The following is a 24,579-nucleotide window of genomic DNA, read 5'->3' as shown; positions in this document are numbered from 1 at the left end:
CGCTTTCTGCCAGTTTAAACGTAAGCAAAGCCTGGCCAGAGAACGTGGCTTTAGATAAATGCCGAGCATGCTGCGGGACCACAAAGTTACCGAGCAATAGATAGCCGGGGCTACGCTGAGCTTGCGGCTGCCTCAGCGCCAACCGGAAAGATACAGCGCTCGGAAACTACCTGACCGCGGTACGACACATGCCGTACCGGTGTTCTTCGTGGCCGCCAATACCCAGCGCACAACCATCAACAAGCGTTGAGTCAGCTGTCCTTGTCAGCCTGCGATTCGGTTGCATGCTGGCTGGTCGCGATTTGCTCGGACGCGTCGCCCGCGGCCGAGTCTTGCAGCGCAGCGAAGTGAGCCGCGAAGGCGGATGACTCCTCGGCGAAGGACATGGGCGAAAGCACGATGGTAGAGGCAGCAAGCGCTGCGGCGGCGATGATGCGGTTCATATGATTTACCTCATAAGGTGATTTGAAACCTGAGGCAAAGCTTAGAGTTGAGGCATGGGCGGAAACAGACAGCTCCGCATGAAGCACTGTTACCGGTCACGCAACAGTCATCGGGAAACGACGCTAGCCATTTTGCTCACCGTTTGAACGATGCCCGGAATTCGCTGGGCTTGAGCCCGGCCTGTTTGCGGAAGAATCGGCTGAAGTAGGCGGTATCGGCGAAGCCCAATTCATGGGCGATCTGCTGGATATGCAGGCTCGTGTAGGCCAGCTGGCGCTGCGCCTCGCGCACGATTCGCTCGCTGATGATAGCGCTGGGCGCGACGCCCGCCTCCTCCCGGCAAACACGACCGAGCGTGGCTGTGGTCATACCCAGGGCCTCGCTATAACGCCCAAGCGTCCAGTGATTGCGAAAATGCTGGTTCACCAGTTCGCGGAACTGCCTCAGTACGGCGGCTCGTCGGCTTTTGCCGGGTCGTGGGGCCGTGTTGATCGAAGCGTCCAAGCGCGCGGCGTGGATCAGTAACGTCAGCAACAACGCATGGCCGGCAGCGATATTGCCGCGGGCCTTGCTCCGCGCCTCCTCCTCGATCAGCTGGATCAGCGGCCAGATCGGTTCGCTGCCGTCGGCCTGCCAAGGCAGCGGCACGACGCTGGGGCGCTGCAGAAAGCCCAGCAGCCCGGGCGCGACGATCCGCGCCATCGATTCCAGGGGACGCTGTGCCGCGGTAAAGACGGGACCGTCAGTGTCGCGCTGAAAACTGAAGGCATGCACGGTGCGATTCGGCAGCACCAGAATGCTCGGGCCGGCGAACGGCAGGCGTTGATTTTCCAGCGAAACCTCGCCACCGCCACTGCGGATATACATCAACTGCAGCAATGCATCGTGCTGATGGGGTTTGATTTCCCACTTGTACTGGGCACTGCGCTCGTTGATCCATTCGCAGTGCAGCATGTCTCGCCAGGCCGGCTGGGCCGTTTCGCCATAGAGCCCGTAGTTAGGGATTCGTTTCATCGCGCCTCGCACGGTTTGGACTGCCGGATCGCCCTTGGCCAGGCGATCGCAGCGGCAAACGAAAGTGCGAATTGTCCTATTGGTTGTTCGATTTGTCACACCCGGTTGCCGTTAAATGTAACCACTTGTGTGATTTGCCTTGGCGCTCTGCCTTCCTTCGCCGCCTCGGCCTCGAAAAAACGAATCCATATGACTATGCCGACTTGGCGCGAATGGCTGTTCTCAGCCAAGGCGCTGATTGCTGCCCTGCTTGCGCTTTACATCGCCCTTGCCATACCGCTGGATAACCCCTACTGGGCGATGGCCTCGGTCTATATCGTCTCGCATCCCCTTTCCGGGGCGACACGCTCGAAGGCGATCTACCGGGCGCTAGGCACGCTGCTCGGCGCCGCGGCATCGGTGGCGATGTTGCCGCTGTTTTCCCAGCAACCGGTGATGTTGAGCCTGGTGATCGCGCTATGGATCACCGCCCTGCTCTATCTCTCGCTGCTCGACCGATCGCCGCGCAGCTACGTCTTCATGCTGGCGGCCTATACCGTGCCGCTGATAAGCCTGGCCACGGTCAGCCATCCGCAAGATATCTTCGATGTCGCGCTGGCCCGTTCCGAGGAGATTCTGCTGGGCATCGTCTGCGCCGGCCTGGTCAATGCCGTGCTGTTTCCTGCCCGTATTGCCCCGGTGCTGAGTGCTCGCATGGGGATGCTGCTCGAGGACGCTCGCCAAGGGGCGCGTCAGATCCTTACCGCAACGGCTCACGCCGCCTTCGATCAGCGCGGGCTGCACCGGCTGATGATCGATGTGATGGCCCTCGACGGCATGATCCTGCACCTTGAGTACGACAGTAGCAGCCGTCTCCCAGCCAGGCATGCGCGGGATTTTCGCGCCCGCATCGCGATGCTCGCCCCGCAGTTGATGTCCCTGGGCAATGCCTTGGACCAGCTGCGCCAGGATCTACCCGAGCCACTGCCGGAATTCGAAGCGCATCTGCAGCGCGTCGACCGTTGGATACAGGGTGATGATGTGCACGTCGATGCCGAGCAACTGGCAGAGCGCAGCTGGCAGTTGCAAACCTGGCTGGCCGACAGCTACCCGGCGCAGCGGCTGGCGTTCGCCAGTGCATTTAGGCAGCTGCGTGGGCTGATCGATCTCTGGCAGGATGCCTTGAGTCTGCATCGGTGCTTCGCCGAAGGGCACCCCGAGCAGCCGCCCGTGCTGCGCTACCGGGTGCGGCAGCTGATTGGCGCTCCGCGTCATTACGATTATTCATTACTGGCGTTCACGGCCTTCTCAACCGGCACGCTGGTGATGCTGGTCAGCCTGCTGTGGCACCTGTCTGGCTGGCAGCACGGCTATACCGGCGTGTTCATCGCCACGGTCGCCAGCTGTTTTTTCGCCAGCCAGGACAACCCGGCACCGTTCATCAAGTCATTTCTGCTGACCACGCTGGCATCCATCGTAGCGGCGGCCATTTACCTGTTCGCGCTGATGCCCAATGTGCAGGATTTCGGCAGCCTGGCCATCCTTCTGGCCGTGCCTTTGTTGCTGCTGGGCACCTTCTCGGGGCGCCCGCAATATGCCGGCACGACGATTCTCCTGGCGGTGCAGACCATTTCCACGCTCACCATTCAGGACCGGTACAGCGCTGATTTCCCGCTGTTTGCCGATGCTGCCTTGTCGTCCGCTCTCGGCGTCGTGCTGGCCCTGGTCTGGGCCCGCCTGACCCGGCCATTCGGCACGCAGTGGGCGGCGCGACGGCTAGCCCGCAGCGGCTGGCTCAGCCTGTCGCGACTGGCCCTGGCCAGGCCTGGACAACATTACGACGAGGTCGCCTCCGAGGTCATCGATCGCACCGCGCAGCTGTTGCCGCGCCTTGGTCAGCTGGATGACGAGGGGCTGGCATTGCAGGACGCCACCCGGGAATTGCGGATCTGCTTTCGCCTGCTGGAACTCAAGCAAGCGCGGCTGCCAACGACCATCGAGCGGCAGCTGCAACCGGTCCTTCTGGCTGCGCACGACTACTTCAAGCGCTGCGCAAGGGAGCGTCATCCGGAGCCCGCGCCCGAGAGTCTGCATCGACTGCTGGACCACAGCCTGCAACGCCTGTCACTGCAACCAGGGCAGGCCACGGACGAGGCCTGCCAGGCGCTGCATGGCCTGCGCCTGGCGCTGTTCGATATCGTCGCTGTCCCACCTCGCCCAGCCGCTGCTGGGTACGCGCCCTTGGGAGCCTCCGCATGACCGGCCAACTGAATATCTATGGCGTCTATGTCCCGGTGCTGCTGGTGATGATGCTCATCGCCTACCTGCTCAAAAGCCTGCTCGGCAGTGTTCTGGCCCGTTTGGGCCTGTATCGCTGGGTTTGGCACCCTCCGCTGTTCAACCTCGCCCTTTACGTCATGGTGCTGGGTGCCCTGTTCACGCTGACAGCGGGACGCTAGCCAGGAGCCGAACAAATGAGTCGAACCATGAAGAACTGGATACCCGCCGCCGGCTCGGTGTTGCTGACTTTGCTGGCCGTCGCCATCGCCTGCATCGTTGGCCTGCGCCTCTGGGAGTACTACATGGAGTCGCCGTGGACCCGCGACGGCCATGTGCATGCCGACATCATCCAGGTTGCGCCCGATGTGTCCGGGCTGGTCACCGAACTGCGCGTACGCGACAACCAGAAGGTCAGCCGCGGCCAGGTCCTGTTCGTGATCGATCAGGCACGTTTCGAGCTGGCCGTCGAGGAAGCCGAGGCCACGGTTCTGGAACGCCGAGCCCTGCTCGAGCAGGCGCGTCGGGAAGCCAAGCGCAACCGAGTGTTGAAGGATCTGATCGCCGCGGAAACCGTGGAAATCGGCGATACCCAGGTCAAGCGTGCCGAAGCCGCGCTGAAGACCGCCGAAGCCGCGCTCGGCGTGGCCCGCCTCGACCTCAAGCGCACCACGGTGCTCAGCCCGGTAGACGGCTACCTCAGCGACCAGACCATGCGGGTGGGTGATTACGTCAGAACCGGGACGCCGGTGCTGTCGATCGTCGACACCCGCTCGCTGCGCGTCGAAGGCTACTTCGAAGAAACCAAACTGCACGCCATCGAGATCGGCCAACCGGTGGACATCCAGATCATGGGGGAATCGCAGCGCCTGCACGGACACGTCCAGAGCATCGCCGCCGGCATCGAAGACCGCGACCGTGCGCGCGGCAATTCGCTGTTGCCGAACATCAACCCTAGCTTCAACTGGGTGCGCCTGGCGCAGCGGATTCCGGTGCGCGTGGTGCTGGACGACGATCAGAAAACCGACATCCGACTGGTCATCGGCCGCACCGCGACACTATCGGTGCAGCCATGGCCATCAGCCGACTCGACGGGCCCGGCGGCCCTATGAGCGGCGCTGTGCACTGTAGAAACCTGATCGCCGTGCTGACCCTGGCCGGCACCCTCAACGCCTGTACCGCCGTCGGTCCCGACTATCAGGTGCCTGACGATGCGCTGAGTCAGCGCTCCGAGGCCCAGGCGCCGTTCGATCTCGCTGGCAATGCACAGGTCGAGCAAGCCGAGCTGCCGGATGATTGGTGGACGCTGTACGAAGACCCCATGCTCAACCGTCTGGTGAGCGAGGCGCTGGCTGGCAACACCGACGTTCGCCTCGCCTATCACAACCTCCGGCGCGCCTATGAAGGCTTCCAGATGGCTCATCACGCCCAGGAAGTCGAGCTGGGAGCGGCCGGCTCGCTCGCCCGCGGCCAGCTGTCCAGCGAATCACTGGCGCTGCAGGAAAAGATCCCGGTGATGAATCTCGCCGACGCAGGGCTTTCGGTCGGCTATCAGCTCGACCTGTTCGGCAAGCTCAAGCGCGTCGCCGAGTCGGCTGGCGCCAGTGCCGATGCGAGCGCAGCGGCACTGGACTCCGCTCGTATCACCGTGGTGGCCCAGGTCGTGCGCAACTATGTCGCGGCCTGCCACGCGAGCGCGGAGCTGACCATCGCCGAGCAGTCGCTGGACATTCAACGACGGCAGTTGGACGTGGCCAAGCGTCTGCTCGACGGCGGGCGCGGCAATGAGGTGGACGTCGCCCGCGCACGGGCCCAGGTCGAAGCGCTGCGCGCCGAATTGCCGCCGTTCGAATCGAAAAAATCCGCCGCGCTGTACCAGATCGCCGCCCTGCTCGGTCGCGCGCCCGGTGATCTGCCAGAAGCGGTCGCCGCCTGCACTCAGGCACCGCAGCTGAATCAGCCGATTCCGGTTGGCGACGGCGCGGCGCTGCTCAGACGCCGTCCAGATATCCGCGCAGCGGAGCGCGCGCTCGCCGCGGCTACCGCCGACATTGGCGTCGCCACCGCGATGATGTATCCGCAAATCGATCTCGGCGCGTCGGCCGGTTACACCGGCATGCTCGAACACATCACCGATCCCATCACCCGCCGCTGGACGTTCGGGCCGTCCATCTCCTGGCACATCCCGACGCAGGTCGACCACGCCAGGGTGCGCGCCACGGAAGCCGGTGCCGATGCCGCCCTCGCCCGCTTCGACGGTGTGGTGCTCTCTGCGCTACGCGAAACCCAGACGCTGTTGTCGCGCTACGCCGACGACCTGCGCCGCAACCACGCCCTGCGTGACGCCCGAGACGCCGCCAGCCACGCTGCGGACCATACCCGCCGGCTGTATCAGGAAGGCCGGTTGGCTTATCTCGACAGCCTCGACACCGAGCGCACCCTGGCTACCGCCGAGGCCGCGCTGGCCGCCTCAGAAGCGCAGTTGTCGCAGGATCAGGTCGACCTGTTTCTTGCGCTGGGTGGCGGCTGGCAGAGCCAACAACCTGTCCCAGCTGCCGGCCGCTAGCGTGTTCGGCATTGACAGGTCAAGGCCCGAGGCAAGGCTGCAAAGGCGGCCTCATGCCCGATCGGTGATCGGGCATGAGGCCGTTACCACCAGTTCCCCACAGCGATGCTCAATTGACCGGAGCGCTATCGACCGGCTGCGCGGCCAGCAGCTTACCGCCACCACCAGCAGGCTGGCAGAGCCTGAACAGGTCCTTGCCGGCTTGGTACGCATTGGTCTGCACATTCATCAGGCCGAGCACCGAGTGGAACAGGTTGTCATGGGAAAAGGCGTGTTCGCGCTCCTGCTGCAGGCAGTCCGTGTCGATGGCGGCGCTGCGTGCAAGGCCATCCGACAGCCAGAGCAGCATGGGGATGTGGGTCTGCTCGGCCGGGGCCATCGCATAGGGCAAGCCATGCAGGTAGATGCCGTTCTCGCCGAGCGATTCGCCGTGGTCGGACATGTACAGCATGGCACTGTCGAAGCGCTGCTGGTTGTGTGCGAGCAGATCGATGGTCTGCGCCAGTACATGGTCGGTATAGGTCAGGCTGTTGTCGTAGGCATTGACGATACTCTGCCGATCGCAGCGATCCAGCTGGTTGCTGTCGCACACCGGGGTGAAGCGCTCGAATGCTGGCGGGTAGCGTTTGAAATAGGCAGGGCCATGGCTGCCCTTCATGTGCAGCACCACGACGGTGTCATCCTGTTGCTTGTCCAGATAGGCCTGCAGATCGTGAAGCAGTATCTCGTCGTAGCACTCGTCGCTGCGGCAAAGCTCAGCCACGTGCAGGTGGTCCACGTCTTCATGTGGAACCCGGTCGCAGACGCCCTTGCAACCCGAATTGTTGTCGCGCCAGAGCACGGCGACGCCTGCCCGCTGGAGCACGTCGAGCAGGCCCTCGCGGCTCTTCGCCAGGCCATCCTTGTAGCCGTGCTGGCCGACGTCGAGGAACATGCATGGCACCGAAACCGCGGTCGCAGTGCCGCACGAACTGGCCTGGGAGAAGCTCAGCACACCGCGCTTGGACAGCTCGGGGTTGGTGTCGCGCGCATAGCCGTCGAGCGAGAAGTTCGCCGCACGTGCGGTTTCGCCGACCACCAGGATCGTCAGCCTGGGCCGACGGGATGCCGACACCGGTACCAGGCGATGCGCATCCGTACCGACCGGCGTCAGCTGCGTCGGCGTCGCGAGCTGGCGCTTGGCATAGCTCTGGACCGCGGCCACCACGTTGGAGGGCACCAACATCAGGCGCAGTTCATGATGGTTGCGTAACAACGAGGCGTAGGGCTGGTACTGGCTGAACGCGACGCCGCCCAGACATGCCGTGGCCACGACCATGCCCAGGGCCTTTCGACCCAGTTCGCCTTTCCAGCTGCCCGGGACCAGAGGTACGCGGCTGATCAGGAGCACCGGCAGCACACCGAAGCCCAGCAGCCACGCGGCGAGTTTCCAGCTCAGCAGCTCGGTGGCCTCGGCAGTGTCGGTCTGCACCAGATTGGCCAGCATGCTTTGGTCGATGACAATGCCGTAACTGTTCATGAAGTAGCTGGCTGCGGCAGACACCAGCAGCGCCAACGCGAGCACCGGCTTGGTCAGGCGGCCCCAGGCCAGCAGGCTGAGCAACAGGAACAACCAGGACAGTACGAACAGTGGGAGTGTCAGCAGGAACAGGCCGTTGCCCTCCCGTAGACCGCCGACACCCTGCCAGACGGCGCGCCAGAACGGCCAGTTGCTGGCGGCCAGCAACCAAAAGGCGGTGGCCAGAATCAGGCGGTTACGGCTTGCAAGAAGATCCCAGCCACGAGGCCTGCGGGTATCCGGTTGGTTGTGATCCACGGTGGTCGCCCTGCTGTATGAGATGGCGGCAGGGTAGAGAGCGAGCCGTGAGCAAACCGTCAGCGATGTGTGAAGAATCCGTCAAACAGGTGTGCACAGGGGTGATTGACCGATTGCCAGCGTCTTCTGCAGCGGTGCTTTGCCGAACCGGCGTGGCCCACGGGACTCCAACAGCCGTCTTGACGGCGACAACGACGCGCAGGCGTTCAGGTGGTGATGATGGATATGCTAAATGCGATGCAGACCTTTGTCCGGGTCGTCGATGCCGGCAGCTTTACCGCTGCCGCGCAGCAGGCCGACACCTCGACGGCACAGGTGTCGCGGCTGGTTTCGGAGCTTGAAAACCATCTCCAGGCGCGTCTGCTGCACCGCACCACGCGGCGCCTGGCGCTCACCGAAGCGGGCGAACGCTACCTCGAGCACTGCCGGGTGATTCTCGAACAGGTCGAACAGGCCCGCGTGGAAGCAGGCGGCGCGCACAAGGTGCCGAGGGGGCGCTTGCGGGTCCATTCGACCATCGGCCTGGGCATCCAGCTGCTGGCATCGCTCGCCGGCCGCTACAACGAGAGCCATCCGGAGGTGAATCTCGACTTGATGCTCTCTCAGCGCAAACCGGATTTGCTGGAAGACAACCTCGACGTCGTCATCACCCTGTCGCGCGAGCTGCCGGACTCGGACCTGATCGCGCAGCCGCTGGGCACCGTGTTCCATGTGGTCTGCGCATCACCTATCTACCTCAAGCAGCACGGAGCGCCTCAAGTACCAGCCGATCTGGAGCGGCACCGCTGCCTGCGCCTAGCCGATCCGGTCTTCGCCGATAGCTGGACGTTCCACAGCGATGACGTCGAACAGACCATCCTCCCGGGCGAAACCTTCAAGGTGAACGTCGCCGAAGCCATGAGCGCCGCGGCCGAAGCCGGTATGGGCGTCTGCCTGTTGCCCGACTACGTGGCGGTGCCGGCCTTGCAGCGCGGCTCGCTGGTGCGTCTGCTGCCGCAGTTTCGGCTCCAGGAAAAGACGATTTACGCCCTCTACCCTTCCCGCCGCTTCCTGGACGCCAAGGTCAGGACCTGGGTCGAGTTTCTCAAGCGTGAGTTGCCGCAGGCGTTTTTCGGTTATCACCAGGTCCTGCAGAACCCCGAATACTGGGTCTGATGATTGTTACCTGTGTGGTAACACTGTCTCTCTCAAAGCGCCATTTTTCCCGGCTTCGGCGCTCCTTATCCTTTGCGCAGTGACAGAGCGGCGGTTGACTCCGGTCCCGCGCCGCATCGATCGATAGTTGCTCCTTTGGGTCGTTCGATGGCTGTCGCTTTCTGGCTGCCTGCCCTCGTTGGGCAGCCGTTTTAATTCCGGGCCTGCGCCATCTGGCGAGGCTCAGCGCAAAGAGGTGACCTATGAAACATCTAGTCTGGATTGCCGGCTTGTCCCTGTTCGCTCAGCTGGCGGCCGCCGCCCCGCAGCCGACGCCCTATCACTATGGCGACGACCTGGATATCGCCAAGGTGGTCTCGATAGAGGTGCCCAACGGTGGCTGCTCCGTAGTCGAAGCCAAAATGACCTACCTCGATTCGAAAGGCGAAACTCACGTGATGAGCTACCTGCGCCAGGGCGCCGATTGCAGCGATTACTGATCCGGCTGCCAGCCGGTCACTTCATCCGCAACCGCTCGCGCATGTCCGCCGTAATTCGTTGCCCCGTCGCATCGATGCCCGCCCAAGGGTCATCGTCGCCCTGCTCTTCCAGCCGCGGCATCAGGTTGCGGATGGTCCACAGGTTCGCGCCCTTGAGGTCGGCGAGCTCATCGCGGTGGATCGGCACCGACACACCCAGCCCCTCACGGGCCCGCACCGAATAGGCGGCAACGGTACTGGCGCCCTGACTGTTGCGCAGGTAATCGATGAAGATCCGCCCCACCCTGTTCTTCGGTCCGCTGACCGCCGAGAAGTGCTGCGGCATGAGCTTGGCCATGTACTGCGCGATGGCCTGACTGAACGCTTTGACTTCCGCCCAGTCGTGGACCGGCTCGAGCGGCACCAGAATGTGCAGTCCCTTGCCGCCGCTGGTCTTGAGGAACGATTGCAGCCCGATCTCATCGAGTAGCGTCTGGGTCAGCTGGGTCGCTTCGACCATGCGCTTCCATGGCAACGCCGGATCGGGGTCCAGGTCCAGCACGAAACGATCCGGGTGATCGAGCACTGGCGCCACCGCGTTCCAGGTGTGCAGCTCGATGGTACCCATCTGCGCAGCGCTGACCAGCGCCTCGGGGGTATCGATGGTCATCAATGCCGCATGGTCGGGAAACAATGCGGTGTCCAGCTGGGTGATATAGGGGATGCTGAGCTTTTCCGTGTGCTTCTGGAAGAACAGCTCGCCATCGATGCCTTCCGGCGCCCGCACCAGGGCCAGCGGTCGATGGCGCAGATGCGGCAATGCCCACGGCGCCACCTCGGCGTAGAAGCGCGCCAGTTCCATCTTGGTGGCGCCGATGGTCTTGTCGATAATCCGCTCCGGGTTGGAGATCTTGATCTTGCCAGCGCTGTTCGCGGTGCTGCCAGCGGCCTTGCCGGAGCCTGTGGTGGCCGACTTCGCCGGGCGCTCGTGGGTGATCGCCTGGGCGGGCTTGTCCGAGCGCAGGCCGTGGAAGACCGAGTGGCGAATCACGCCCTGGCGCGTCATCTCGGCGAAGGCCACCTCGCACATCAGTTCCGGCTTGAGCCAGTGCGCGCCCCGCACATCCGCGGCAGGCGGCGCCTTGGCCAATGGACTCTTGTCGACCTCCAGGGCCTTGAGCTTGGCATGCAGGCTCTTGAGCGTGACCTGGTTGAAGCCGGTGCCCACCTTACCGGCGTAATGCAATGCGCCCGCCTCGTCATGCAACCCCAGCAGCAAAGCACCGAAACCGCTGCGTGCGCCCTTGGGGTCGGTGTAACCGACGATGATGAACTCCTGGCGATTCTTGCACTTGATCTTCACCCAGCTGCTGCTGCGCTTGGACACATAGGTGCTGCCGGCGCGCTTGCCGATAAGACCTTCGAGTTTCATCTGACAGGCGCTCTCCAACACGCTCTCTGGCTGTTCGGTGAAATCGGCGGAGAAGCGCAGCAGGTCGTTGTCGTTATGCTCCAGCACCTGACTCAGGGCCGCTCGGCGCTCCTCCAGAGCAACTTCGCGCAAGTCCATGCCGTTCAGGTAGGGAAGATCGAACAGGTAGTAGACGATGGTGCCGCTGCGGCCGACTTCGAAGGCGTTCTGCAGCGCCTGGAAATCGGGCGTTCCGTCCTCGTTGGGAACCACCACCTCGCCGTCGAGCCAGGCCGACTCGAGCCCCAGCGCCGCAAGCGCCTCGGCCTGTTGCGGCATCTTGGCGGTCCAGTCGTGGCCGTTGCGGGTGAACAGCTGTACCTTCCCCGAATCGATTCGCGCCATGATTCGATAACCGTCGAATTTCACCTCGTAGCGCCAATCGCCATCCGGTACCGACTCGACCAGGGTGGCCAACTGCGGCTTGATGCTCTCCGGCAGCGCGGCGGCTTTGGCTCCCGACAACGTCACCTGGTCGGCTTTTTTCCGGGTTCGGCGCGCCGACGGCGTCTTGACCGGTTTGGCGTCGACCTCAAGCTTCGCTTTGCCACGTTTGCGCGGGATCAGCGTTCGATCGCTGAGTACGCTGTCGGGCTGCTCGCGGACGATATCGTACTCGCTCTCCGGCCGTGCGCTCTCATCGTTCGACTTGATCAGAAACCACTGCTCCTTGCCACCCTCCATGCGTGTACGGACCAGGTTCCAGGTGCCGCTGAGCTTTTCCCCTTCCAGCGCGAACTTGAGTTTGCCCTTGCGATAGCCCTCCTCCGGGTCGCCCTGCGGAATCCAGATACCGCGGTCCCAGACGATCACATCACCCGCGCCGTAATGCCCCGCCGGTATGGTCCCTTCGAAGGTGGCATAGTCCAGCGGATGGTCTTCGACATGCACGGCCAGACGACGCGACTTGGGGTCCAGCGAAGGCCCCTTGGGCACGGCCCAACTCTTCAGCGTGCCGTCCAGTTCGAGACGGAAGTCATAGTGCAGCCGCGTCGCATCGTGCTTCTGGATGCAGTATTGCAACGCATGCCGCTGGCCACGTTTGCCGGTGGGTTTCGCCTCGCCACCGGGCTCGGGCGTGGCGGCGAAATCACGTTTGCGGTTGTACTCGTCGAGGGCCATGGTGCGGGCTCCGTTACCCGGGGAAGATCCTGTTGGAAGTCCCTGTGCGAGGTGTGGTCAGTCGTTGCTTACTCCAGCTCGCCAGGGTCCGATGCGGAGTCGGTTGGTCCGCCGTGGCTGGAATGACGACCCGGTTGTATCGAAGGGTCTTCCTCGTCGCGATCCGGCTCGGCTTCGGTGCGTGGCGCCGGGGCGACCGGTTTGCCGTCCTCGGTTACCGTGCGGCCCTGGCTGTCCTTGTGCGTCTCGAGGGTTTGCTGCGGTGTGGGATTACCCATCGGGCTCGGTCGCGAACCTCGTTCGTCTTCCGGTGTACCGGCAGGCGATTGCGCGAGCGCGGATGACGCCAAAAGGCTCGCAAATATCATCGTCGTGATCGATTTCATACAGATGCCTCATCGTTACCGGCGCCCTCGCCGAGTGTGTGAAAGTGTCGCAGGGCACGCTTTTCACCGTTTTCATCCGCCAAACGGACATCATCTGGTGTTTACAACCGGGCACGGCCTGCTAGCGTTGAGAAGTGCCCCCGCCGTTGGGTGGCAACCGACTGCGAGCGAGTTTGCGGACCCAGGCAAACGATGGGAGGAAGGAGTATGGCTTCACGTCTACCTCTGTTGACGATCGAAAATATCCTTCGCAACTACCTTCATCCCTATCGCTGCGACTGCCACGCGCAGGAGGACAGTCGGGTTACCGTTCGCCTCTACGAAGAACACCTTGGTGGCGAAGAACTCACGGTCCTGGGCATCACAGACGACCAATGCCGAGACGCGGCCAATCTGGTGCGTCTCGCTCAGGAACTGCGATTCGAGCTCTACGCGACCCGCGGCGGATTGATGACCGCCTCGCTGCCCGAGAAAGTCGCCGAACGGTAGGCCGTGCTCGGCCGCCGTTCGACGCCTGCCCGCTCGCGATCAGCGCTTGGCCTCGGTATGCGGCGTTTGCGCCCGGGTCAGATAAGCCTGTGTGAGCTCTGCCAGGTGGCTGCGCATCCATTCGGCCATGGCGACTTCTTCGGCCAGGATGCGGGTACAGACATCCGCCGTTTCGGTATCGCCAATGGCCTTGGCCGCGGCGATGAGAATCTCGTAGGAGGCGATTTCCAGATTTTCGAAGACATAGCCCATCTGGGCGCCCTTGACGATCTCGTCGTTGACCATCATGCCGCCCATGGCCTGCCCCATCGCCATCATCTTGCCGCCTAGGTCCTTGAACCCCGAATAGGATTTGTCGTACCGCTGCAGGCAACCCTCGATCAGCTTGGCCTGGTTCTGCGTCTCGGTAATGTGCTGCTCGATCCGGGCCTTCAGCTCCGGGTAGTGCTGGATGCGGCTGGCCTGTTTGTTGAGCATGCTCTCCGCTTGCGCTTCCATGGCATGCGCATCGCGTAGCCATTCGATCAAACGCTCGACGCGGACATCATTTCCGGTTTGTGCACTTTGCATGACATGTCTCCCAGTGGTCGGATACCGATCGGGTGTTCCCGCTCTATATAGGTGTGAAACGGACCGAACCAGGGAGTTCAACGCATCCGACTGACTGCATGCAGCCCCTGAACTTACGCCGGTACCGCCAGTCATTTAATCCGACCATCCGAGCGGAGCTGGCTTATCGATATCCTCGAATTCCCCCTGCAGTGGGAGCGCTATATCACCGAACCCGCCCTGCGCACACTGCTCGCTGCGGCCTTCGTCGTGGTGCTGTTGAGCGTGTTCAGCCGCGTCTTGACCGCCGTCATGCTGCGTCTGGGGCGCGGTTTTCTGTTAACCAAGGCTGTTTCCGAGCAATTGGAAAAACCCGTTCGGGTCCTGCTTCCGCTGCTTGGCCTGCAAACGGTGCTGGCCGCCGCCAGCGACGAGCTGCTGTTCATCGATGCGGCCCGGCGCACGACAACGCTGCTGATCATAGGCTGCATCACCTGGGTGGCGCTGCGGCTGATGCGCGGAGTCGAGCACGCCGTGCGGTTGAAGAACCCGGTGGATGTCACCGACAACCTGCGGGCACGACAGATCCAGACGCAGTCACGGGTGCTGCTGCGGACCTTGAGCTTTTTCATCTTGCTCGTCGGCGCCGCCGGCATGCTGATGACCTTCCCCGCCGCTCGCCAGTTCGGCGCCAGCCTGCTGGCGTCTGCGGGGCTGGCGGGCTTGGCTGTCGGCTTCGCTGCACGCCCGGTGCTGGCCAACCTGATCGCGGGCATACAGATCGCTGTCACCCAGCCGATTCGCCTGGACGATGTGGTAATCGTCGAAAACGAATGGGGCCGGATCGAAGAAATCACCGGCACCTATGTCGTCGTGCGGATCTGGGATGACCGCCGCCTGGTGGTGCCGCTGCAGTACTTCATCGAAAAGCCCTTCCAGAACTGGACGCGGCGCAACTCCAGCATCATCGGTTCGGTGTTCTTCTGGGTCGACTATTCCCTGCCACTGGAGCCGCTACGCGAAGAGTTGCGGCGGCTCTGCCAGGATTTGCCGGAGCTCTGGGATGGCCGGGTCATCGTGCTGCAGGTCACCGACGCCAGCGAAAAATCCCTCCAACTTCGCGTCCTGGTCAGTTCGCAGGACTCCTCGCGCAACTGGGACCTGCGCTGCCACCTGCGTGAAAGCCTGATCGGCTTCATCCAGCGGCAGTACCCGCATTGTCTGCCGCAGTTGCGCGCCGACCTGAGCGTTGGGCAGAAGCCCACCGTCGACCGCTCCGTACCGGGCTATGTGGAGCCTGAACGCCAACCGCCGGTTTGACGCGACAGGCGGCCTCGTCGACGCCGCAATTCGGGGCATCGACGCTCGACCTGTCCCCTCTCGGTGCGCGGTGATACACCAACCCGACTCAGCCGTGCTCGCGCAGCTTGCGTAGCAACTGCTCGTATTTGCTCGGCAACTGCTCTAGCCCGTAGCGCGCAGCCTGCTTGCGGATCGCTACCCGGTCACCTTCGAACTGTACCGTCTCGCTGATGCTCACCTGGCGCTCACCTTGCATCAGGGCAAATGCGTAGCACTGGGTTCCGCCGGCATCTTCCTCGCTGTCGTCGGCGACCCCGGTGTTGGCGATCGCGATATCGGCAACGCTGGCATTCAGTGCCCCGATGGCCATCTCGGTAGCGACCTCTTCACTGGTCAGGCCAAAACGCTCGATGGTCTCGAAACTGACGTGCAGCAGACGATTCTTCGCTTTCGGCGAGTAAATGACGAACCCGCTGTCGAGCACCTGGCCGCAGCCGGGGATGTCGCCCATCAACGAGGCCATCAGGCCACAGGTGCAGGATTCAGCAGTGGTCAGCTTCATCTTTTTGTCGCTTAAAAACTGCACAATTTCAGCGAGGTCTTGCATGGTTTTGGCTCCGAGGAATGACGGGAAAAACACCTGGTTCAGCTCAATTTTCGGAACCGGCCGCCAATACCAAAGTTCCCCTGATAGCGTCCGTCATAAATTGAGAACTAATTCACGGCGGCCCGGTCTTTTTCAAGGTAGGGCCAATCCAGCCCAAAGCCGCGGGATAAGCGGCTCCACCAACTAGAAAAACCACTTTGCCGTGCTCATGGTTAGCAGCTCTTCCCAAGGGCTGTCTGGAACGAATGTGCTCGTGATGGCCCCTCTCGAAGGCCGATCACTTGGAGGGATGTACTTATGAGTATTGCTGCGGTGAACGTCCGGCCTGCCCCCATCATCACAACCAAACCTGCTCGCCCTGCGGACGCCCCCTCGGAGCGGCCAGTGCTGGAGCTTCGCAGCACGCAAGATGACAAGAAGAAAATTCTCTTCGTCACCTCGGAACTGACCGATCTGGTCAAGACCGGCGGGCTTGCCGACGTGTCCGCCGCCCTGCCTCGCGCCTTGGCGGCGCGGCATGACGTGCGCGTGCTGATTCCCGGCTATACGCAGGTCATGCAATGCGGCGAGCCGATCCGTATCGTCGGCAGCGTCATTTCGCACAGCGATCTGCCTTCCTGCCAGATCGGCCGCCTCGACATGCCCGACGGGCTGATCATCTACGTGGTGATCTGCCCGGAGCTCTACGAGCGCGACGGTCTGCCCTATGGCGACGAGCAAGGCCGTGACTGGCCGGATAACCCGGTGCGTTTCGCACGCCTGTGCATGACCGCAGCGGATATCGCCGCCGGCACGGCCTGCATCCGCTGGACGCCCGATCTGGTTCACGCCCACGACTGGCCCACCGGACTGACGCCGGCCTACATGTACTGGCGCGGCCTGGCCACACCCAGCGTGTTCACGATTCACAACCTGGCGTACCAGGGCAACATCGACATGAGCCTGCGCCGCTCGCTGGCCATACCGCAGGAAGCCTGCGGTCCGGAGCGCATGGAATTTTACGGGGCACTTTCCCTGCTCAAGGCCGGCATCGCCTACGCCAAGCACGTGACCACGGTCAGCGCCACCTATGCACACGAGATCACCACGCCAGAATTCGGCTGCGGCATGGAGGGATTCCTCAGCATGAAGGCCCGCCAAGGCCTGCTCAGCGGTCTGCTAAACGGGATCGATGAAAGCTGGGAGCCGAGAAGCTGCTCGCATCTGGTAAGCCCGTTCGGCCCCGAAGACTGGTCTGGCAAGGCCGCCAACGCCGCGCACGTTCGCGAGCTGTTCGGGCTGGACGATGGCGCTGGTCCGCTGTTCTCGGTGGTATCGCGTCTGGTGCATCAGAAAGGTATCGACCTGACCATCTCGGTGGCCGAAACCATCGTCGAGCGCGGCGGCCAGCTGGCCATCCTCGGACGTGGCGACCCGCATATCGAAGACCAGGTACGGCGTCTGGCCGAGCGTTTCCCCGGTCGGGTCGGTGCCCACGTCGGGTTCAACGAAACCGACGCCAGGCGTTTGTTCGCCGGCAGCGACTTCCTGCTCATGCCGTCGCGCTATGAGCCGTGCGGGCTCAGCCAAATGTATGCGCAGCGTTTCGCCTCGCTGCCCATTGCCCACCGCACCGGCGGGCTGGCCGACAGCATCGATGACGGGGTCACCGGATTCCTCTTCGACGAAGCGTCGCTTGCCAGCTATCGCGGCGCGGTAGAGCGGGCGCTCGAGGTTCACCAGCGGCCGCACTTGCTCAATGCCATGCGCTGTCGGGCCATGAGCAGTGGATTTTTCTGGCGCCACGCGATCGAACCCTATGACCGGCTCTACCAGCGAATGCTGGGCGGGCGGCGCGAGGCACATGCCATTACTTAACGAGGTCGATCAATGCAAAGCAGGCCAGCCCGCAATGGGCGACACGGACCGGTACTACTCGACGATTCGCACACCCGGTTCAGGCTATGGGCACCCGACGCGCGCAGCGTCAGTCTGGTAATAGTGGGTGGCGATACGCTGCCCATGCGGCAAGACGAAGACGGTTGGTACAGCCTTGAGACCGAGGCCGGGGCCGGTACGCGCTACAGCTTTCTCATCGATGACGAACTGACGGTGCCTGACCCGGCGTCTCGCGCCCAGTCCGCCGACGTGCACGATCCGAGTATCGTGGTCGATCCCGATGCCTATCAATGGCGCAACCGCGACTGGCAAGGGCGGCCATGGGCCGAGACGGTGCTCTATGAACTTCATGTAGGCGCCTACGGTGGCTATGCGCAGATCGAGCAGCGCCTCAAGGCATTGGCCGATCTGGGCGTCACCGCCATCGAGCTGATGCCGCTCGCCGAGTTTCCCGGTGAGCGCAACTGGGGGTACGACGGTGTGCTGCTGTACGCACCGGAGGCCTCATACGGCACGCCGGAGCAGCTCAAGCATCTGATCGACACCGCTCATGGCCTGGGCCTGATGGTCTTTATCGACGTGGTCTACAACCACTTCGGCCCGGACGGCAATTACCTGCACCGCTACGCCAAGCACTTCTTCCGTCACGATCAGCAGACGCCGTGGGGCGACGCCATCGATTTCCGTCGCCGGGAAGTCCGCGACTTCTTCATCGACAACGCGCTGATGTGGCTGATGGACTATCGCTTCGACGGCCTGCGCATGGACGCCGTTCACGCCATTCCGGACCGGACCTTTCTGACCGAGCTGGCTGAGCGGGTGCGTGCCGAGGCCGAGCCTGGGCGCCATGTGCACCTTGTGCTGGAAAACGAGGACAACCGGGCGAGTCTGCTCACACAAGGTTTCACCGCTCAGTGGAACGACGATGGACATAACGTCCTGCACGCGCTGCTAACCGACGAGAGCCAGGGCTACTACGCCGACTATCACCAGGACGCGACGACCAAGTTGGTCCGTTTCCTCGGTGAAGGCTTCATTTATCAGGGTCACCAGAATCGTCGGGGCGAATCGCGCGGCGAGCCCAGCGGACATTTGTCGCCGACATCGTTCGTGCTGTTTCTGCAGAACCACGACCAGACCGGCAATCGTGCCTTCGGTGACCGACTGATCAACCTCACCGATGCCGATGCGCTCAAGGCGGCGACCGCCGTCCTGTTGCTCTCGCCGATGATTCCGTTGCTGTTCATGGGCGAAGAATGGGGCGCTCGTGAGCCCTTCCTGTTCTTCACCAGCCATCACGGCGAGCTGGCCGATGCCGTGCGCGAAGGCCGCCGCGGCGAGTTCGCCGAATTTTCCGAGTTCGCCGATGAGCAGACTCGCGAACGTATCCCTGATCCGAATGCCGTGGAGACCTTCGAGGCGTCCATGCCGGACTTCGGCAAGCGCGAGCAGCCCGGACATGCCGAGTGGCTCGCCCTGTATCAGCGGCTGCTCGGGATCCGCCATCGGGAGATCGTGCCTCGCCTGGAAGGCGCTCGTTTTCTGGGTGCGCAGGCGTTGGCCGAGGCGGCCGTGCTCGCGCGCTGGCAACTGGGCGACGGCAGCGAACTTCGCCTGGAGCTGAACCTCGGCGACGTCGACCTTGAAGTCGCTCCGCCAAGCGCAGGCGCACGCCTGCTGCATGCCAGCCGCGGCACTGACGCCGAAACCGGCATGGGCATGCTACCGGCACGCACCGCGAAGATGTATCTGGAGGTTGCCAATGAGCGATGAACGACTGAACCGTCTGGCCAAGGCGGCGGGTCTGTCCATCGACTGGGTGGATGCCGATGGGCGCGACCAACGGGTGAGCCCTGAGGTATTGCGCGCAGTGCTCTGTGGGCTGGGCCTCCCCGCCGACAGCGAAGCCGACATCGAGACCAGCCTGGAAAAACTCGATGCCATCAACGGCGCGTCCCACCTACCGCCCTTGCTGACGCTGGACCAGGGTGTAGCCCTCGACCTCAGCCGCTACGCCGAACCCGGCACCGGCTACGAGTTGGTGCTGGAAGACGGGAGCCGCCAAGACGGACGACTGGATGAGCAGACACGCCTGCCCGCGATCGCCACGCCCGGCTATCACCAACTGGAACTCGCCGGGCGGCGGGTGACCCTGGCGGTCGCTCCGCACGCCTGCCCGCGTGTCGAAGATGTCGCTCCCAATGCCTGGGGCCTGACGGTGCAACTGTATGGGCTGCGCCGCCCTGGCGATGGCGGGCTGGGCGATACCCTGGCCCTCGAGGCGCTGGCGCGCAACGCCGCCGCCCACGGTGCCGATGCCCTCGGCATCAGCCCCATCCATGCGATGTTCACTGGCAACAGCGGCCACTACAGCCCCTACTCGCCCTCCAGCCGGCTGTTTTTCAACATCCTGCACAGCGCGCCGGAGGCGATACTCGGCGACACACCGCTGCGCATCGCCATCGAGTCCTGCGGTCTGACCGAGGAGCTCGAGCGCCTGGAGCAGCTCGAGCTGATCGACTGGGACGCGGTTTCCCGCACACGGCAATGCTTGCTGCGCGCGCTCTACGACGACTTCACCAAAGGCGGCAACGCGCTGCAGGCCGACTTCGACAGCTTTCGTCAGGCCGGTGGCGAGGCGCTGGAAAACCATTGCCGCTTCGAGGCGCTGCATGCTGCATTACGCAGCCCCGAAGGCCATCCACAGCACTGGCGCGACTGGCCGGAGCAGTACCGCTCGCCGCAGAATCCGGCGGTCGATGAATTCGCCCGGACGCATGCCGACGAAGTGAGCTACTACGCGTTCTGCCAGTGGCTGATTGCGCGGGGGCTGGAACGTGCGCAAACCGCCGCGCGCAGCGCTGGCATGAAGATCGGCCTGATCAGCGATCTGGCCGTCGGCGCCGACGGTGGCGGCAGCCAGGCCTGGAGCCGTCAGGACGAGGTGCTGGCAGCCCTGAGTGTCGGCGCCCCGCCGGACATCATCAATCGCCAGGGGCAAAGCTGGGGCATCTCGGCCTTCTCGCCCTGGGGCCTGAGGGCCAACGGTTACCGTGCCTTCATTGAAATGGTGCGCGCCAATCTGGCCCACGCCGGTGGCATGCGGATCGACCACGTCATGGGGCTGATGCGCCTGTGGGTGATGCCGGCAGGCGCCGGGCCCATGGAAGGCGCCTACCTGAATTACCCCTTCGACGATTTGTTGCGGTTGCTGTCGCTCGAAGCCTGGCGCCGCAACGCGGTGATTCTCGGCGAAGACCTCGGCACCGTGCCCGACGGCCTTCGCGAAAAACTGGCCGATCGCGGCCTGCTGGGCATGCGCGTGCTGTTCTTCGAACGTGACCACCACGGCAACTTCAAGACACCCATGGAATGGCCGCGCAGCGCCCTGGCGACCTCCACCACCCATGATCTGCCGACCATCAGCGGGTGGTGGCAGGGTCACGACATCGATTGGCGGATCCGCGTCGGCCAGCATCAGGAACACGAGCGCCCGGCGCAACTGGAGGAGCGCGAACGCGAGCGCGCCGGCCTGCTTCGCCTGCTGCGCGAATACGCGGCGGAGGTTCAGGGCGACCTGACCGATCCCGACGTGCTGGCCGAAGCCTGTGGCGCGTTCATCGGGCACACCCCGGCGCCGCTTGCGCTGTTTCCGGTCGAGGACGCGCTCTGTCTGCTCGAACAGCCGAACATGCCCGGCACCACCGACACCCACCCCAACTGGCGGCGCCGCTATCCCGGCGACAGCGCCACGCTGCTCGACTCCCCGGCCTGCACGCGCCGCCTTGAGACCCTTGCCCGAGCCCGTCGGCAGACCACTGGAAGCAATGCTCGATGAGAGACCTTAGCGCCACGCTGCGATTGCAGTTTCATCGTGATTTCACCCTCGACGACGCCACGGCGCTGGTCGATTACTTCGCCGAACTGGGCATCAGCCACCTCTATGCCTCCCCCCTGCTGACGGCGCGCCCCGGATCGATGCACGGCTACGATGTCATCGACCCGACACGCATCAATCCCGAACTGGGTGGCGAAGCGGCGCTGCGTCGCCTGGTCGAGGCGCTGCGAGCCAAGGGCATGGGCCTGATCCTTGACATCGTCTCCAACCACATGGCCGTTGGCGGCTCGGGCAACCCCTGGTGGCTGGACGTGCTCGAATGGGGCCGCCGCAGTCCGTACGCGCAGTTTTTCGACATCCAGTGGAATTCGCCCGACCCATTGCTCGAAGGCCAACTGCTGGTGCCCTTCCTCGGCAGCGACTACGGCGAGGCCTTGCAGGAGGGCAAGATTCCCCTGCGTCTGGACATCGAGAACGGTGCTTTCTACGCCGAACACTACGAGCACCGCTTCCCTGTTTCGCCGCCCACCTACGGCGAAATCCTGCGACTGACCGACCAGCCTGAATTGCGAACCCTGGCGCAGCATTTCGATGCACTGAAAACCGAGCCGGCGCCCTATCAGACCGCACGTGCATTGCGTGCAGACCTGGCCCGTCTACTGGAGGACAGCAGCATTCGGCAGATGCTGGAGGAAGCACTCAAACACTACGACTCGACCACCGAGGAAGGTTTCAAACGCCTGCACGGCCTGCTCGAACGCCAGAACTACCGTCTCGCCAGCTGGCGCACTGCTGGCGACGACATCAACTGGCGACGCTTCTTCGACATCAACGAGCTGGGCGGCTTGCGCGTCGAGCGTCCGGTGGTCTTCGAGGAAACCCACGCAAAAATCTTCGAGCTGCTCGGGGAAGGCCTGGTCGACGGATTGCGCATCGACCATGTCGATGGGTTGGCCAATCCGCGCGGATACTGCCGCCAGCTGAGGCGCCGGGTCGATCGATTGAATGCCGCGCGGCCAGCCGAAGCCGCCCAGGATCACGTGCCCATCTACGTGGAGAAGATTCTGGCCGAGGGTGAACGCCTGCACGACGATTGGGGTGTCGACGGCACCACCGGCTACGAATTCATGAATCAGGTGTCCTTGCTGCTGCACGATCCGGCCGGCAAGGCGGTGCTGTGTTCACTATGGAGCGAAACGGCAGAGCGCCCGGCAGATTTCATGGAGGAAGTCCGCCAAGCCCGACAACTGGTGCTGACCGGGCCCTTGGCGGGCGATTTCGAAACCGTCGCACAGGCGCTGCTGCAGGTGGCCCGCCATGACGTGATGACCCGCGACATCACCCTTGGCGCCATTCGTCGTGCGCTGTTGGAGCTGATCGTGCACTTCCCCGTCTACCGCACCTATATAGGCCCGCGGGGGCGCCGTGAGGCCGACGAGCCGTTCTTCCAGCAAGCGCTGGCCGGCGCGCGCACCACGCTCGGCGAGGCGGACTGGCCTCTGCTGGACCTGCTCGACCGCTGGCTAGGCGGCCAGAGCTTGCGCGAGCTGCCGCCGGGTCCGGCACGGCGTATGCGCCGCTATGCCTGCACCCGCTTTCAGCAGCTCACCTCCCCCGCGGCCGCCAAGGCCGTGGAAGACACCGCCTGCTACCGCTCGGGGGTCTTGCTCTCGCGCAACGACGTCGGGTTCGATCCGCAGACGTTCAGCGCGCCGGTGGAGGCGTTTCATGCCGAATGCTCGATGCGTGCCGAACACTTTCCCCGCAACCTGCTGACCACCGCGACGCACGACCACAAGCGCGGCGAAGACACCCGTGCCCGCATGACTGCAATCAGCGAGCGCGCCGAGTGGTTTGCCGCCAAGGTGCGCCATTGGCGCCAGCTCGCCTACGGCCAACGCCAGCAACTGGCCGACGGGCCTGCTCCGTCCGCCGGCGACGAAATGCTGCTGTATCAGATTCTGCTCGGTAGCTGGCCGCTGGACCTCGATCTGGACGACCGCGCCGCCTGCGAGACGTACTGCGAGCGAATCATCAAATGGCAGGAAAAGGCCGTACGCGAAGCCAAGCTGCGTAGCACCTGGACCGACCCCAACAGCGAATATGAAGGCGCCTGCCAGCAGTACCTGCGCGCCCTGCTACTCGGTGAGGAATGCCGCACGCTGCGCAGCGATATCGCCGAGGCGGCAGCCGAACTGGCGCCCGCCGGCGCGGTGAACAGTCTGACGCAAACCTTGCTGCGCATGACCACGCCTGGCGTGCCGGATCTGTATCAAGGTGCCGATTACTGGGATTTCAGCCTGGTCGACCCGGACAACCGACGCCCTGTGGACTTCGATCGACGTCAAGCGACCTTCGACCCGCAGGCGCAGCCTGGTGAGCTGGTGGCCAACTGGAAAGACGGCCGCATCAAGCAATGGCTGATCGCACGGACCCTGCTGTTGCGCCGCGCACGGCCGCGCCTGTTCACGGAGGGGCGCTACCTGCCGTTGAAAGTCGAGGGCGAGCACGCCGAGCGAATCATCGCCTTCGCCCGTGAGCTGGACGGCGACTGGCTGGTCGTCGTGGCGGCCCGACTGTCCAGCCCGCTGCTGGCCGATAGCCAGATACCGCAGATTCCAGCGCAACGTTGGGGCGACACCCTGGTGCGCGTACCCGAGGCGCTGAACGGTCATGCAATGGAGCGACTTTTTGACGGAACGACAGTCACACCCAAACAAGCGGGTTTGCGTGTGACCGAGGTTTTACAACAACTGCCCGTGGCGGTTTTACAGGTATCGATCAGTTCAACAGGAGAATCAGAACGATGAAGAAAGACGAGCAGCGGATCCGTGAACTCGCGTATGACATCTGGGTATCGGAAGGCCGCCCTCACGGTCAGGACGAACGCCACTGGGAAATGGCGCGCAAGCTTGCCGAAGCTGAGAGTGGAACACCCGCGGCCGAAAAACCAGCCAGCCGCGCGCGCAAGACTGCAACCAAGCCGACCGACGCAACCCCCGCCGCGAAGCCGGCCAAGGCTGCGAAACCGGCGAAAGAGGCCAAGGCTCGCTCCGACGTAAAACCCGCCAAACCCGCCGCGGCGGCGGCCAAAGGCTCGGCGCAGCCCAAGCCGAAGGCTGACACCGAAGCGGCTGAAGGTACGCCGGCAGGCGTGAAGAAAACCCGCACGCCACGCGCCAAGAAAGAAACCTGAACGACAGCGCCACCCCACCCGGCTCGCTTGGT

General features: G+C 63.7%; 20 protein-coding genes. 13 read left to right on the top strand and 7 right to left on the bottom strand.

What is annotated here, in order from left to right; all coding sequences use genetic code 11:
• Positions 1–251: 251 nt before the first annotated feature.
• Both KCX70_RS11250 and KCX70_RS11245 read right to left on the bottom strand, forming a co-directional pair.
• A complete protein-coding gene (locus KCX70_RS11250) occupies positions 252–443 on the bottom strand; it encodes a hypothetical protein (RefSeq protein WP_212620227.1) in 192 nt (63 codons plus the stop codon).
• Positions 444–579: 136 nt separating this feature from the next.
• Entirely contained in the window at positions 580–1,458 is an 879-nt protein-coding gene (locus tag KCX70_RS11245; RefSeq protein WP_212620226.1) for a helix-turn-helix domain-containing protein, read from the bottom strand.
• Between the two features lie 189 nt (positions 1,459–1,647).
• Here KCX70_RS11245 and KCX70_RS11240 point away from each other — a divergent pair, with 189 nt between their 5' ends.
• From KCX70_RS11240 to KCX70_RS11225, 4 genes are read left to right on the top strand one after another with little or no spacing between them, the layout of a single operon-like run.
• Positions 1,648–3,696 (top strand): FUSC family protein, encoded by a 2,049-nt coding sequence (locus tag KCX70_RS11240; RefSeq protein WP_212620225.1) that lies wholly within the window; start codon positions 1,648–1,650, stop codon positions 3,694–3,696.
• Complete coding sequence (locus KCX70_RS11235; RefSeq protein WP_021208210.1) at positions 3,693–3,896, top strand: DUF1656 domain-containing protein; 204 nt, start codon at positions 3,693–3,695, stop codon at positions 3,894–3,896. Before KCX70_RS11240 ends, KCX70_RS11235 begins: the two co-directional genes overlap by 4 nt.
• Before the next feature lie 27 nt (positions 3,897–3,923).
• Complete coding sequence (locus tag KCX70_RS11230; RefSeq protein WP_021208209.1) at positions 3,924–4,826, top strand: efflux RND transporter periplasmic adaptor subunit; 903 nt, start codon at positions 3,924–3,926, stop codon at positions 4,824–4,826.
• Between the two features lie 8 nt (positions 4,827–4,834).
• Positions 4,835–6,280 (top strand): efflux transporter outer membrane subunit, encoded by a 1,446-nt coding sequence (locus tag KCX70_RS11225; protein ID WP_249121729.1) that lies wholly within the window; start codon positions 4,835–4,837, stop codon positions 6,278–6,280.
• A 109-nt stretch (positions 6,281–6,389) separates the two neighbouring features.
• Here KCX70_RS11225 and KCX70_RS11220 read toward each other — a convergent pair whose 3' ends face one another.
• Positions 6,390–8,096 (bottom strand): phosphoethanolamine transferase, encoded by a 1,707-nt coding sequence (locus tag KCX70_RS11220; RefSeq protein WP_249121728.1) that lies wholly within the window; start codon positions 8,094–8,096, stop codon positions 6,390–6,392.
• Positions 8,097–8,315: 219 nt separating this feature from the next.
• On the opposite strand from KCX70_RS11220, the gene KCX70_RS11215 reads away from it, so the two are divergent.
• Positions 8,316–9,251, top strand: a complete 936-nt coding sequence (locus KCX70_RS11215) for a LysR family transcriptional regulator (RefSeq protein ID WP_212620224.1) — start codon at positions 8,316–8,318, stop codon at positions 9,249–9,251.
• A gap of 242 nt (positions 9,252–9,493) precedes the next feature.
• The gene (locus KCX70_RS11210) at positions 9,494–9,730 is read left to right on the top strand and encodes a DUF2790 domain-containing protein (protein WP_102845895.1); all 237 of its coding nucleotides are present in this window, start codon (positions 9,494–9,496) and stop codon (positions 9,728–9,730) included.
• Between the two features lie 16 nt (positions 9,731–9,746).
• On the opposite strand, the gene ligD is transcribed toward KCX70_RS11210, so the two are convergent.
• Positions 9,747–12,302, bottom strand: a complete 2,556-nt coding sequence (gene ligD / locus KCX70_RS11205; protein WP_212620223.1) for a DNA ligase D — start codon at positions 12,300–12,302, stop codon at positions 9,747–9,749.
• A 68-nt stretch (positions 12,303–12,370) separates the two neighbouring features.
• On the bottom strand, positions 12,371–12,580 hold the full coding sequence (locus KCX70_RS11200; RefSeq protein WP_241785564.1) for a hypothetical protein: 210 nt from the start codon (positions 12,578–12,580) through the stop codon (positions 12,371–12,373).
• A 315-nt stretch (positions 12,581–12,895) separates the two neighbouring features.
• On the opposite strand from KCX70_RS11200, the gene KCX70_RS11195 reads away from it, so the two are divergent.
• Positions 12,896–13,177, top strand: a complete 282-nt coding sequence (locus KCX70_RS11195; protein ID WP_021208203.1) for a DUF1652 domain-containing protein — start codon at positions 12,896–12,898, stop codon at positions 13,175–13,177.
• A 39-nt stretch (positions 13,178–13,216) separates the two neighbouring features.
• On the opposite strand, the gene KCX70_RS11190 is transcribed toward KCX70_RS11195, so the two are convergent.
• Entirely contained in the window at positions 13,217–13,747 is a 531-nt protein-coding gene (locus tag KCX70_RS11190; RefSeq protein ID WP_021208202.1) for a ferritin-like domain-containing protein, read from the bottom strand.
• 186 nt (positions 13,748–13,933) lie between these two features.
• Between KCX70_RS11190 and KCX70_RS11185 the strand changes: the two genes are divergently transcribed.
• Positions 13,934–15,046 carry a mechanosensitive ion channel family protein gene (locus tag KCX70_RS11185; protein WP_212620325.1) on the top strand — a complete coding sequence of 371 codons (1,113 nt, stop codon included), beginning with the start codon at positions 13,934–13,936 and terminating at the stop codon, positions 15,044–15,046.
• An 88-nt stretch (positions 15,047–15,134) separates the two neighbouring features.
• Here KCX70_RS11185 and KCX70_RS11180 read toward each other — a convergent pair whose 3' ends face one another.
• On the bottom strand, positions 15,135–15,635 hold the full coding sequence (locus tag KCX70_RS11180) for a CinA family protein (protein ID WP_212620221.1): 501 nt from the start codon (positions 15,633–15,635) through the stop codon (positions 15,135–15,137).
• Between the two features lie 297 nt (positions 15,636–15,932).
• Here KCX70_RS11180 and glgA point away from each other — a divergent pair, with 297 nt between their 5' ends.
• The 5 genes from glgA to KCX70_RS11155 are packed head-to-tail and all read left to right on the top strand — an operon-like array spanning position 15,933 to position 24,547.
• Positions 15,933–17,492, top strand: coding sequence for a glycogen synthase GlgA (gene glgA / locus KCX70_RS11175; protein WP_212620220.1), 1,560 nt, complete (start codon positions 15,933–15,935; stop codon positions 17,490–17,492).
• 12 nt (positions 17,493–17,504) lie between these two features.
• On the top strand, positions 17,505–19,286 hold the full coding sequence (gene treZ, locus KCX70_RS11170; RefSeq protein WP_212620219.1) for a malto-oligosyltrehalose trehalohydrolase: 1,782 nt from the start codon (positions 17,505–17,507) through the stop codon (positions 19,284–19,286).
• A complete protein-coding gene (gene malQ, locus KCX70_RS11165; RefSeq protein ID WP_212620218.1) occupies positions 19,276–21,351 on the top strand; it encodes a 4-alpha-glucanotransferase in 2,076 nt (691 codons plus the stop codon). Before treZ ends, malQ begins: the two co-directional genes overlap by 11 nt.
• On the top strand, positions 21,348–24,161 hold the full coding sequence (locus tag KCX70_RS11160) for a malto-oligosyltrehalose synthase (protein WP_212620217.1): 2,814 nt from the start codon (positions 21,348–21,350) through the stop codon (positions 24,159–24,161). Before malQ ends, KCX70_RS11160 begins: the two co-directional genes overlap by 4 nt.
• On the top strand, positions 24,158–24,547 hold the full coding sequence (locus KCX70_RS11155; RefSeq protein WP_212620216.1) for a DUF2934 domain-containing protein: 390 nt from the start codon (positions 24,158–24,160) through the stop codon (positions 24,545–24,547). The genes KCX70_RS11160 and KCX70_RS11155 overlap by 4 nt, the downstream gene beginning before the upstream one ends.
• Positions 24,548–24,579 lie beyond the last annotated feature (32 nt).

The sequence above is a fragment of the Stutzerimonas stutzeri genome (assembly GCF_018138085.1).
In the GTDB taxonomy this organism is placed as follows: Bacteria; Pseudomonadota; Gammaproteobacteria; order Pseudomonadales; family Pseudomonadaceae; genus Stutzerimonas; species Stutzerimonas stutzeri_AI.
Note: the sequence above shows the minus strand (reverse complement) of the source record. Positions and strands in the feature narration are given on the sequence as shown.